The 12574-nt window shown below is 64.2% G+C and carries 8 protein-coding genes, 1 tRNA gene and 1 pseudogene; all 10 read left to right on the forward strand.

Features of this window, described 5'->3' with window-relative positions:
- The first annotated feature begins 126 nt into the window (after positions 1 to 126).
- A tRNA-Trp gene (locus AWR35_RS04500) sits at positions 127 to 202 on the forward strand.
- A gap of 75 nt (positions 203 to 277) precedes the next feature.
- The gene (gene secE / locus AWR35_RS04505; protein ID WP_058574770.1) at positions 278 to 649 is read left to right on the forward strand and encodes a preprotein translocase subunit SecE; all 372 of its coding nucleotides are present in this window, start codon (positions 278 to 280) and stop codon (positions 647 to 649) included.
- A gap of 11 nt (positions 650 to 660) precedes the next feature.
- Positions 661 to 1194, forward strand: coding sequence for a transcription termination/antitermination protein NusG (gene nusG, locus AWR35_RS04510; RefSeq protein ID WP_058574771.1), 534 nt, complete (start codon positions 661 to 663; stop codon positions 1192 to 1194).
- A 63-nt stretch (positions 1195 to 1257) separates the two neighbouring features.
- A complete protein-coding gene (gene rplK, locus AWR35_RS04515; protein WP_058574772.1) occupies positions 1258 to 1689 on the forward strand; it encodes a 50S ribosomal protein L11 in 432 nt (143 codons plus the stop codon).
- A 1-nt stretch (position 1690) separates the two neighbouring features.
- Positions 1691 to 2386, forward strand: a complete 696-nt coding sequence (gene rplA / locus AWR35_RS04520; protein ID WP_058574773.1) for a 50S ribosomal protein L1 — start codon at positions 1691 to 1693, stop codon at positions 2384 to 2386.
- A 263-nt stretch (positions 2387 to 2649) separates the two neighbouring features.
- Complete coding sequence (gene rplJ, locus AWR35_RS04525; RefSeq protein ID WP_058574774.1) at positions 2650 to 3177, forward strand: 50S ribosomal protein L10; 528 nt, start codon at positions 2650 to 2652, stop codon at positions 3175 to 3177.
- Positions 3178 to 3207: 30 nt separating this feature from the next.
- A complete protein-coding gene (gene rplL / locus AWR35_RS04530) occupies positions 3208 to 3588 on the forward strand; it encodes a 50S ribosomal protein L7/L12 (RefSeq protein ID WP_058574775.1) in 381 nt (126 codons plus the stop codon).
- Positions 3589 to 3822: 234 nt separating this feature from the next.
- Positions 3823 to 7989 (forward strand): DNA-directed RNA polymerase subunit beta, encoded by a 4167-nt coding sequence (gene rpoB, locus AWR35_RS04535; RefSeq protein WP_058574776.1) that lies wholly within the window; start codon positions 3823 to 3825, stop codon positions 7987 to 7989.
- Positions 7990 to 8064: 75 nt separating this feature from the next.
- The gene (gene rpoC / locus AWR35_RS04540) at positions 8065 to 12279 is read left to right on the forward strand and encodes a DNA-directed RNA polymerase subunit beta' (RefSeq protein WP_058574777.1); all 4215 of its coding nucleotides are present in this window, start codon (positions 8065 to 8067) and stop codon (positions 12277 to 12279) included.
- Positions 12280 to 12379: 100 nt separating this feature from the next.
- A pseudogene (gene rpsL, locus AWR35_RS04545) lies at positions 12380 to 12574 on the forward strand (30S ribosomal protein S12); the annotation flags it as partial.

Raw genomic sequence — 12574 nt, forward strand, 5'->3', positions numbered from 1 at the left:
TGAAGGCGGTCGTACCGTCGGCGCTGGCGTCGTTTCCAAGATCATCGAGTAATCCGCAACGGGTTGCGTCGAGGCGCGGAGTCGGATAGACTTCGCGCTCTTTTTTCGCGGTAGGCGAAAAACATTAGGGCAGTAGCTCAACTGGCAGAGCAACGGTCTCCAAAACCGTAGGTTGGGGGTTCGAGTCCCTCCTGCCCTGCCACTTCCGTGCAGGGGGTGCCCGCCGGGCCCGGTTCGCCGGCCGGCGGGTGCTGTCTTTGAAGCGTGAGTTCCTAACATGTCGGAAAAGTCCGTGCAGTCCACTTCCTCCGGCCTGGATTCGGCCAAGATCGCGGTTGCGATCGCGCTGATCCTGGCCGGCATCGTGGGCTATTACCTGCTTGAAGGCCAACCGCTGTTCCTGCGCATTCTGGCCGTCGTGGCGGGAGCGGGGCTCGCGATCGCCGTGGCGTACACCACGGCCGTCGGGCGGTCGATCTGGCAGTTCACGTTCGACTCGCGTCTCGAGGTCAAGAAAATGGTCTGGCCGACGCGCCAGGAGGCCACGCAGACGACTCTCGTGGTCATCCTGCTCGTCATCCTGATCGGCCTGTTCCTCTGGGGCGTCGACTCGCTGCTGGGTTGGATCGTTCGCAGCATTACCGGTTAGGAGGCTTAAGCATGGCGATGCGCTGGTACGTCGTCCAGGCGTTTTCACAGTACGAAAACAGCGTCAAGAAGGCGCTGCAGGAGCGCATCGAGCGCGCCGGTCTGCAGGATCTGTTCGGCGAGATTCTCGTCCCCTCCGAGGAGGTGGTCGAGATGCGCGATGGCGTCAAGCGTCGTTCCGAGCGCAAGTTCTTCCCGGGGTACGTGCTGGTCCAGGTCGACATGACCGACGAGGCCTGGCACCTGATCAAGTCCGTACCGCGCGTGCTCGGCTTCATCGGCACCTCCGGAGGCAAGCCCACGCCGATCACCGAGCGTGAGGCGGACCAGATCCTGAACCGGATGAAGGACTCCACCGAGAAGCCGAAGCCGAAGACGCTGTTCGACGTCGGCGAGATGGTGCGGGTCTGCGACGGCCCCTTCAACGACTTCACCGGCACGGTCGAGGAAGTCAATTACGAGAAGAGCCGCCTGCGCGTGGCCGTCAGTATTTTCGGGCGTTCCACTCCGGTGGAGCTCAACTTCGACCAGGTCGAGAAGACCTGATCAGTCGACAAACGGGGAGCCTGGCCGCGAGCCGGGCGCTAACTACCCACACGAGAGGTCATCATGGCTAAGAAAGTCTCAGCTTATATCAAGCTTCAGGTGCCGGCCGGCCAGGCCAACCCGTCACCTCCCATCGGTCCCGCCCTGGGTCAGCACGGCGTCAACATCATGGGCTTCTGTAAGGAGTTCAACGCGGCGTCGGGCAACATCGAGCCGGGTCTTCCGGTCCCGGTGGTGATCACTGTCTATCAGGACAAGTCGTTCACCTTCATCATGAAGACCCCGCCGGCGGCCATCCTGCTGAAGAAGGCCGTGGGCATCAAGAGCGGTTCGGCCGAGCCGAACAAGACCAAGGTGGGCACCGTGACCCGAGCGCAGCTCGAGGAAATCGCCACCACGAAGGAGCCGGACCTGACGGCGAAGGATCTCGACGCCCGTGTGCGCACCATCGCCGGTAGCGCCCGCAGCATGGGCCTCAACGTGGAGGGTGTGTGAGATGGCAAAGCTGAGCAAGCGTCAGAAGCTGATCGCCGAGAAGGTCGATCGCAACCGCCAGTACGGTGCCGAGGAAGCCTTCTCCCTGCTGAAAGAGCTCTCCACCGTCAAGTTCAACGAGTCCGTTGACGTTTCCGTCAACCTTGGCGTCGACCCGCGCCGCTCGGACCAGATGGTTCGTGGTTCGACCGTGCTGCCGCGCGGTACCGGTCAGGACGTCCGCGTCGCCGTGTTCGCCCAGGGCGCGAACGCCGAAGCGGCCAAGGAAGCCGGTGCCGACGTGGTCGGCATGGAAGACCTGGCCGACGAGGTCAAGCAGGGCCGCATGGACTTCGACGTCGTCATTGCTTCCCCGGACGCGATGCGCGTTGTCGGCCAGCTGGGCCAGATCCTCGGCCCGCGCGGCCTGATGCCGAACCCGAAGGTCGGCACGGTCTCGCCGGACGTGGCCAACGCGGTCAAGAACGCCAAGGCTGGTCAGGTGCGCTACCGCACCGACAAGAACGGCATCATCCACTGCACCATCGGCAAGGTGGATTTCGAGCCGGCGGCTCTGATCGAGAACCTGAACGCCCTGATCGGCGACCTGAACAAGGCCAAGCCGACCGGCGCGAAGGGTGTTTACATGAAGCGCGTTTCCGTCTCCACCACCATGGGGCCGGGCCTGTCGGTCGACCAGGGTTCGATCGCCGAGTAAACGCGTCGCATGACGAATTGCCGGCCTCGACCTCGTGTCGGGGCCGGTTACGTTCTTTGGACTGCCGGCTTGAGTGCCGGTGGCGTCAAAGACCGCAGGCGCGGGCGGGTTCGCTCCCCCGCTTAATCGAGAAAGCCTGCGCAGACGGCTAGAGTCCCGATGAATTCATGTCTGGGTGGCCGTTGAGAAGGGCGGTTCGAACGGGTTTCGAACCGAATTTCCAATCACGAAGGGTTATCCCTTCGCAACCGTAGGTAAGAGACGTGGCACTAACCTTCGATCGTAAGAAGCTGGTTGTCGCCGAAGTCGCCGAGGTTGCATCCAAGGCCTACTCGGCGGTTGGCGTCGAGTACCGTGGCTTGTCGGTTTCGCAGGTCACCGAGCTGCGCGTGAAGGCGCGTGAGCAAGGTGTCTACCTGCGAGTCGTCAAGAACACCCTGGCCAAGCGCGCCCTGGAAGGCACCGAGTACGAATGCATGAGCGACGCCCTGCGTGGCCCGCTCATCCTCGCGTTCTCGATGGACGACCTGGGTTCCGCGGCACGTCTGATGAAGGACGCTGCCAAGGATATGGAAGCGCTTGACGTCCAGTTCGTGTCCTTGGGTGGCGAGCTCCTCCCGGCTTCCGCTATCGATCGCGTTGCCAGCCTGCCGACCCGTGAGGAAGCGCTCTCGCAACTCATGGCGACCATGCAGGCGCCGGTCACCAAGCTGGCCCGCACCCTCAACGAGGTGCCGGGCAAGATGGTTCGCACCGTGGCAGCCGTTCGCGACCAGAAACAAGCGGCTTAACCTTTTTCATCATTTTTCAGGTACTCAATCATGGCAGTTACAAAAGACGATATCCTCGAAGCAATCTCCAACATGTCCGTCATGGAGGTCGTTGAACTGATCTCCGACATGGAAGAGAAGTTCGGCGTAAGCGCCGCCGCGGCCGTTGCCGCTGCACCGGCAGCCGGTGGTGCCGAAGGCGGCGCCGCCGCAGAAGAGCAGACCGAGTTCGACGTGGTCATGAGCTCGTTCGGCTCCAACAAGGTTGCCGTCATCAAGGCGACCCGCGAGCTGACCGGCCTGGGCCTCAAGGAAGCCAAAGAGCTGGTAGAAGGCGCTCCGAGCACCATCAAGGAAGGCGTCGAGAAGGAAGAGGCCGAGTCCATGAAGGGCAAGCTCGAAGAGGCAGGCGCTTCCGTCGAGCTCAAGTAAACGAGTGCAAGGGTCGCTTAACCACAGCACCCAGGTATGGGCTGGTGGCCTTCGGGTCGCCGGCCTTTATGTGCTTGTTGGGCCACCTTTCGCAATCGGATCTGCGGTCTGATCGCGAAAGGTTGCCCGGGGCGGTGAGCCGCCCCAGCCAGGGGGAATGGGTCCCCGCGCGCCACGGCGTGCATCGCCAGTTAGCTGGTGATCACACTCAGATTGTCCCGACGAGGAAAGTAGATGAGCTATTCATTCACTGAGAAGAAGCGAATCCGCAAGGACTTCGGCAAGCGCGCCGAGGTTCTGCCGGTCCCCTATCTGTTGACCACCCAGGTGAAGTCCTACGAGGGCTTCCTGCAACAGGGCGTCAAGCAGAAGGAGCGTCGCAACATCGGTCTGCATGCGGCGCTGAGCTCGGTGTTTCCGATCTCGAGCCACTCGGGCAATGCTGAAATCGACTACGTCGACTACCACTTCGGCGAGCCGGCTTTCGACGTGCGCGAGTGTCAGATCCGCGGTCTGACCTACTCCGCGCCGCTGCGCGTCAAGCTGCGCCTGGTCATCTACGACAAGGACGCGCCGGCCGGCTCCAAGGTCGTCAAGGACATCCGCGAACAGGATGTCTACATGGGCGAGATCCCGCTGCAGACCGAGAGCGGCACCTTCGTCGTCAACGGTACCGAGCGGGTCATCGTCTCTCAGCTGCACCGTTCCCCGGGCGTGTTCTTCGACCACGACAAGGGCAAGAGCACCAGCTCCAAGCGGATGCTGTTCTCCGCGCGGGTCATCCCGTACCGCGGCTCCTGGCTGGACTTCGAGTTCGACCAGAAGGACCTCGTCTACGTCCGCATCGACCGTCGCCGCAAGATCCCGGCGTCGATCCTGCTGCGCGCGCTGGGCTACAACAACGAAGAGATGCTCGACATCTTCTTCGAGCACGACGAGTTCCGCGTCGACGGTGAAAACCTCTCGCTCGCCCTCGTCCCCGAGCGTCTCAAGGGCACGGACGCGGCCTTCGATATCGAGGTCGGCGGCGAGACCATCGTCAAGACGGGCAAGCGCATCACCGCCAAGCACGTGCGCGAACTGAAGAAGGCCGAGATCGAGAGCCTGCCGGTACCGGCTGAGTTCCTGATCGGTCGCACGCTCGCGAAGGACGTGGTCGACACCGACAGCGGCGAAGTGATCGCCAACGCCAACGACGAGATCACCGAGGACATGCTGGCCAGCTTCCAGAAGGCCGGCATCGAGTCCTTCAAGACGCTGTACTACAACGAGGTCGACCGCGGCCCGTACATGTCGCTGACGCTGCGCAACGATCCGTCGACCACCCCGCTCGAGGCGATGGTCGAGATCTACAAGATGATGCGTCCGGGCGAGCCGCCGACCAAAGACGCGGCCGAAGGCCTGTTCCACGGTCTGTTCTTCTCCGAGGAGCGTTACGACCTGTCCGAGGTCGGCCGCATGAAGTTCAACCGTCGTCTCGAGCGCGAGAGCGACGAGGGTCCGGGCATCCTCTACGACGCCAAGTACTTCCGTGGCCTGGCCGAGGCCGGCGACGACGAGGCCAAGCAGCGCGTCGAGCAGAGCGGTGACCTGTCGGACATCCTCGACGTGCTGATGGAGCTGATCGCCATCCGCAACGGCAACGGCAAGACCGACGACATCGACCACCTCGGCAACCGCCGCATCCGTTCGGTGGGCGAGATGGCCGAGAACGTCTTCCGCATCGGTCTGGTCCGCGTCGAGCGTGCCGTGAAGGAGCGCCTGACCCAGGCCGAAAGCGAGGGTCTGACCCCGCAGGACCTGATCAACGCCAAGCCGGTCGCCGCGGCGGTGAAGGAGTTCTTCGGCTCCTCGCAACTGTCGCAGTTCATGGACCAGAACAACCCGCTGTCCGAGGTCACGCACAAGCGTCGTATCTCGGCACTGGGCCCGGGCGGCCTGACCCGCGAGCGGGCCGGCTTCGAGGTGCGTGACGTACACACCACGCACTACGGCCGCGTCTGCCCGATCGAGACCCCGGAAGGTCCGAACATCGGCCTGATCAACTCGCTGGCCGTGTTCGCGCAGACCAACACCTACGGCTTCCTCGAGACGCCGTACCGCAAGGTCGTCGACGGCAAGGTCACCGCCGACGTCGACTGGCTGTCGGCCTACGAGGAAGAGAAGTACACCATCGCCCAGGCGAACGCGCCGCTGGACGACAAGGGTGCCTTCGAAGGCGCGCTGATCGCCGCACGTAAGTCGGGCGAGTCGATGCTCGCCGATCCGGCCGAGATCCAGTACATGGACGTCTCGCCGAAGCAGATCGTGTCGGTGGCCGCCTCGATCATCCCGTTCCTCGAGCACGATGACGCCAACCGCGCCCTGATGGGCTCGAACATGCAGCGTCAGGCCGTGCCGACCCTCAAGGCGGACAAGCCGCTCGTCGGTACCGGCATGGAGCGCGTGGTCGCGACCGACTCCGGCGCCTGCGTGGTCGCCAAGCGTGGCGGCGTGGTCGACCGTGTCGACGCCTCGCGTGTCGTGGTCCGGGTGAAGTCCGAGGAAGCCACCCAGGGCGAGGTCGGTGTCGACATCTACAACCTGACCAAATACACCCGCTCGAACCAGAACACCTGCATCAACCAGCGTCCGCTGGTGAAGGTCGGTGACCAGATCGAGAAGGGTGACGTCCTGGCCGACGGCCCGTCCGTCGACATGGGCGAGCTGGCACTGGGTCAGAACATCCTCTGTGCCTTCATGCCGTGGAACGGCTACAACTTCGAGGATTCCATCCTCATGTCCGAGCGGGTGGTGCGCGAAGACCGCTTCACCACGATCCACATCGAGGAGCTCAACTGTGTCGCCCGCGACACCAAGCTGGGCGCCGAGGAAATCACCGCCGACATCCCGAACGTCGCCGAGAACCTGCTGAACAAGCTGGACGAGGCCGGCGTCGTGCACATCGGTGCCGAGGTCAAGCCGAACGACATCCTGGTGGGCAAGGTGACGCCGAAGGGCGAAACCCAGCTCACCCCGGAGGAAAAGCTCCTCAGAGCCATCTTCGGCGAGAAGGCGTCCGACGTGAAGGACACCTCCCTGCGGGTTCCGCAGGGCATCGAAGGCACCGTCATCGACGTTCGTGTCTTCACTCGCGACGGCATCGAGAAGGACAGCCGGGCCCGTTCCATCGAGGAAGCCGACCTCGACGCGGTGCGCAAGGACCTCAAGGACCGCATGCGCATCATCGAGGGCGATATCCAGGCCCGTGTCCGCGAACTGCTGCTGGGCAAGGTCGCCGTCGGCGGCCCGACCGGCGTGAAGGCCAAGGCCAAGATCACCGCCGCGCAGCTGAACAAGATCGACCCGGCCAAGTGGTTCGAGATCCGCGTGGAGGACGAGGCCGCCGCCAGTGCGCTGGAGGAGTACAAGGCCCAGCTCGAGCGCGAGAAGGAAGACGCCGAGGCGCGCTTTGAGGACAAGAAGCGCAAGATCCAGCAGGGCGACGACCTGCAGCCGGGCGTCCTGAAGATGGTCAAGGTGTACGTGGCCGTGAAGCGTCGCATCCAGCCGGGTGACAAGCTCGCCGGTCGTCACGGCAACAAGGGCGTCATCTCCATGATCGTGCCCGAGGAAGACATGCCGTACATGGAAGACGGCACCCCGATGGACATCTGCCTCAACCCGCTGGGTGTTCCGTCGCGGATGAACATCGGTCAGATCCTCGAGACGCATCTGGGCTTCGCCGCGCGCGGTCTGGGTCACCAGATCGAGAAGCGCCTCAAGCTCGAGCGCGAGAAGGCGGTCAAGGAGCTGCGCGAATTCCTCGACAAGGTCTACAACCATCGCGAGACGCAGAGCGTCGATCTGGACAGCCTGACCGACGACGAGCTGATCGAGATGGCCGGCAACCTCAAGAAGGGCGTGCCGATGGCCACACCGGTCTTCGATGGCGCGGTCGAGGACGAGGTCAAGCACATGCTCAAGCTGGCCGAGGTGCCGGAGAGCGGTCAGGTGCAGTTGTACGATGGCCGTACCGGCGAGGCGTTCGAGCGCCACACCACGGTCGGTTACATGTACATCCTCAAGCTCAACCACCTGGTCGACGACAAGATGCACGCGCGTTCGACCGGTCCGTACAGCCTGGTCACCCAGCAGCCGCTGGGCGGCAAGGCGCAATTCGGCGGTCAGCGCTTCGGCGAGATGGAGGTCTGGGCACTCGAGGCGTACGGCGCGGCCTACACGCTCCAAGAGATGCTGACCGTCAAGTCGGACGACGTCGACGGCCGGAACAAGATGTACAAGCACATCGTCGATGGCGACCACCGGATGGATGCCGGCATGCCGGAGTCCTTCAACGTGCTGTTGAAGGAGATCCGCTCGCTCGGCATCAACATCGAGCTGGAACAAGACGACGAGTGATTTCCGGGGCATGGGCCTCGGGGCAACACCCGGGTCCATGGTGCCGTGTGACAGAACACGTTAGGCAGGTAGTCAATGAAAGAATTGCTTAATCTGATGAACCACGAGGTCGGCGAAGAGGACTTCGACCACATCCGTATCTCGCTGGCCTCCCCGGAGATGATCCGTTCCTGGTCGTTCGGCGAAGTGAAGAAGCCGGAGACCATTAACTACCGCACCTTCAAGCCGGAGCGGGACGGCCTGTTCTGCGCCAAGATCTTCGGCCCGGTGCGCGACTACGAGTGCCTCTGCGGCAAGTACAAGCGCCTCAAGCACCGTGGTGTCGTGTGCGAGAAGTGTGGTGTCGAGGTGACTCTCTCCAAGGTGCGTCGCGAGCGCATGGGCCACATCGAGCTGGCCTGTCCGACCGCGCACATCTGGTTCCTGAAGTCGCTTCCGAGCCGCATCGGCCTGCTGCTCGACATGACGCTGCGCGACATCGAGCGCGTGCTCTACTTCGAGGCGTTCATCGTCACGGACCCGGGCATGACCACCCTGAACAAGGGCGATCTGCTCACCGACGAGATGTACGTCGAAGCGCTCGAGCAGTTCGGCGACGAGTTCGAGGCGGGCATGGGCGCTGAGTCCATCCAGAAGCTCCTCAAGGAGATCAACCTCGACGAGGACATCCTCAAGCTGCGCGACGAGCTCGCGGAGACCGGTTCCGAGACCAAGATCAAGCGCATCACCAAGCGCCTGAAGCTGCTCGAGTCGTTCCGTGCCTCCGGCAACCGTCCGGAGTGGCTGGTCATGACCCAGCTGCCGGTCCTGCCGCCGGACCTGCGCCCGCTCGTCCCGCTGGACGGCGGCCGCTTCGCGACCAGTGACCTCAACGATCTCTATCGCCGGGTCATCAACCGCAACAACCGCCTCAAGCGCCTGCTCGAGATCAACGCGCCGGACATCATCCTGCGCAACGAGAAGCGGATGCTGCAGGAGTCTGTCGACTCGCTGCTCGACAACGGTCGTCGCGGTCGTGCCGTCACCGGCACCAACAAGCGCCCCCTGAAGTCGCTCGCCGACATGATCAAGGGCAAGCAGGGCCGCTTCCGTCAGAACCTGCTCGGCAAGCGTGTCGACTACTCGGGCCGTTCGGTCATCGTGGTCGGCCCGACGCTGCGCCTGCACCAGTGCGGTCTGCCCAAGAAGATGGCGCTGGAGCTGTTCAAGCCGTTCATCTTCGGCAAGCTCCACCGTCGTGGGCTGGCCACCACCATCAAGGCGGCCAAGAAGCTGGTCGAGCGCGAGGGTCCCGAGGTCTGGGACGTGCTCGAGGAAGTGATCCGCGAGCACCCGGTACTGCTGAACCGCGCACCGACCCTGCACCGTCTCGGCATCCAGGCGTTCGAGCCGACCCTGATCGAGGGCAAGGCGATCCAGCTGCACCCGCTGGTCTGCTCGGCCTACAACGCCGACTTCGACGGCGACCAGATGGCCGTGCACCTGCCGCTGTCGCTCGAGGCGCAGTCGGAAGCGCGCGCACTGATGATGTCGACCAACAACGTCCTGTCGCCGGCCTCCGGTGACCCGGTCATCGTGCCGTCGCAGGACATCGTGCTGGGCATCTACTACATGACCCGCGCCAAGGTGAACGCGCGTGGCGAAGGCATCATCTTCGCCGACTCCGAGGAGGTGCAGCGCGCCTACGACAACGGCCAGGTCGAGCTGGGCGCGCTGGTGCGTGTCCGCATCACCGACTGGGTCCGCGAGGAAGACGGCACGGTCGAATCCAAGACCGCGATCGTCGAGACCACCGTCGGTCGGGCTCTGCTCTACCGGATCGTGCCCGAGGGCATTCCCTTCGAGCAGATCAACAAGGACATGGGCAAGAAGCCGATCTCGGCCCTGCTCAACTACGTCTACCGTCACCTCGGCCTGAAGGACACGGTCGTGTTCGCCGACCAGCTGATGTACATGGGCTTCCGTTACGCGACGCGCTCGGGCATCTCCATCTGCGCCGACGACATGATCGTGCCGGAGTCGAAGGAGGCCGAGCTGGCCACCGCCGAGGCCGAGGTCAAGGAGATCCAGGATCAGTACGGCCAGGGTCTCGTGACCGAGAAGGAGCGTTACAACAAGGTCGTCGACATCTGGTCGCGCGCCAACGACTCCATCTCCCGGGCGATGATGAACCAGATCGGTTCGCACGTGGAAACCGGCGAGGACGGCGAGGAGATCGTTCACAACTCATTCAACGCGATCTTCATGATGGCCGACTCCGGCGCGCGGGGTTCCGCTGCGCAGATCCGTCAGCTGGCCGGCATGCGCGGCCTGATGACCAAACCGGACGGCTCGATCATCGAGACGCCGATCACGGCGAACTTCCGCGAGGGTCTGAACGTACTGCAGTACTTCATCTCGACCCACGGTGCGCGTAAGGGTCTGGCCGATACCGCGCTGAAGACCGCCAACTCCGGTTACCTGACCCGTCGCCTGGTCGACGTGGCGCAGGATCTGGTCGTCACCTCCGACGACTGCGGCACCACCAGCGACGGTCTGAAGATGACCGCCGTGATCGAGGGTGGCGACGTGGTCGAGGGCCTGGGCAACCGGATCCTGGGTCGCGTGACCTCCAAGGACCTGGTCATCCCGGGTACCGACGAGGTGCTCCTCCCGGCCGGCACGCTGATCGACGAGGCGATGGTCGCCCGCATCGAGCAGTCGGGCATCGACGAGGTCTGGGTGCGTTCCACCATCACCTGTGAGGCGCGCCACGGTGTCTGTGCCCAGTGCTACGGTCGCGACCTGGCACGCGGCGAGCCGGTCAACCTGGGCGAGGCGGTCGGCGTCATGGCCGCCCAGTCCATCGGCGAGCCGGGCACCCAGCTGACCATGCGGACCTTCCACATCGGTGGTGCCGCTTCGCGTTCCGCGGCGGCCAGCTCGGTCGAGAACAAGGCGGCCGGCAGCGTGCGGCTACACAACCTCAAGACGGTCAAGAACCGCGACGGCGATCTCGTGGCGGTTACCCGCTCGGGCGAGCTCGGCATGCTCGACGAGCAGGGCCGCGAGCGCGAGCGCTACAAGGTCCCCTACGGTTCCGTCATCCGCGTCAAGGACGGGGAGAAGGTCGATGCCGGCGCCACGCTGGCCAACTGGGACCCGCACACGCACCCGGTTGTCAGTGAGGTGGAAGGCTTCGCCCGCTTCTCGGACTTCGTCGACGGTCAGTCGGTCAAGACCGAGACGGACGAGATCACCGGCCTGTCCTCGCAGATCATCATCGACCCGGCACAGCGCTCCGGTACCGCCAAGGACCTGCGCCCGGCGATCGCCCTGGTCGACCGCGACGGCAACGCCGTCAACCTGCCGGGCACCGAGATCCCCGCGATCTACGTGCTGCCGGCCGGCGCGATCATCGGCATCTCCGATGGTGCCGAGGTCCAGGTGGGTGACGTGGTCGCACGCATCCCGCAGGAATCGCAGAAGACCCGCGACATCACCGGCGGTCTGCCGCGTGTCGCCGACCTGTTCGAGGCCCGCAAGCCCAAGGAGCCCGCGATCCTGGCCGAGCACACCGGTACGGTCAGCTTCGGCAAGGAGACCAAGGGCAAGCAGCGCCTGGTGATCACCGACGAGAACGGCGAGCAGCACGAGGAGCTGATCCCGAAGTACCGCGTGATCAACGTCTTCGAGGGCGAGCACGTCGACAAGGGCGAGATCATCGCCGACGGCGAGCTGGCACCGCACGACATCCTGCGCCTGCGCGGCATCGCGGATCTGGCGAACTACATCGTCAAGGAAATCCAGGACGTCTACCGCCTGCAGGGTGTCGGCATCGACGACAAGCACATCGAGGTGATCGTTCGCCAGATGCTGCGCAAGGTCGAGATCACCGAGGCGGGCGACTCCGGTTACCTGCGCGGCGATCAGGTCGACCGCACGCGGATCGTCGAGGAGAACGCGGCACTCGAGAAGGACGGCAAGTTCCCGGCGAAGTTCGAGCCGATGCTGCTCGGCATCACCAAGGCGTCGCTGGTCACCGAGTCGTTCATCTCCGCGGCCTCGTTCCAGGAGACCACGCGCGTGCTCACCGACGCGGCAACCCGCGGCGGACGCGACGAGCTGCGTGGCCTCAAGGAGAACGTGATCGTCGGTCGTCTCATCCCGGCGGGCACCGGTCTGGCGCACCACGAGGAGCGCCGGCGCAAGCGCCACGCGGCGCTGGATCAGGCCAACGAGCTCTTCGGTGCGCCGGAGGAGGTTGCCGAGGTCGAGTCCAGCGGCGAGGAGACCGGCGACGAGGAATGATGTCGCGTTGACACCAACGCGGCAACTGCTTAGAATCACTGCCCTTTACGGCGGGCGACTGGGCCCGTCGTGCTAGTTTTTGGTCGGAGAATACGGATACATGGCTACTATCAATCAGCTAGTGCGCAAGCCGCGCAAGCGTGCGGTCGAAAAGACCAGCGTGCCGGCTCTGGAGCGTTGCCCCCAGCGCCGCGGCGTCTGCACACGCGTCTACACCACCACCCCGAAGAAGCCGAACTCGGCCCTGCGTAAGGTTGCCCGTGTGCGCCTGACGTCCGGCTACGAGGTTACCGGT

Origin of the sequence: Guyparkeria sp. WRN-7 (genome assembly GCF_001641825.1) — a bacterium.
Classification (GTDB): Bacteria; Pseudomonadota; Gammaproteobacteria; order Halothiobacillales; family Halothiobacillaceae; genus Guyparkeria.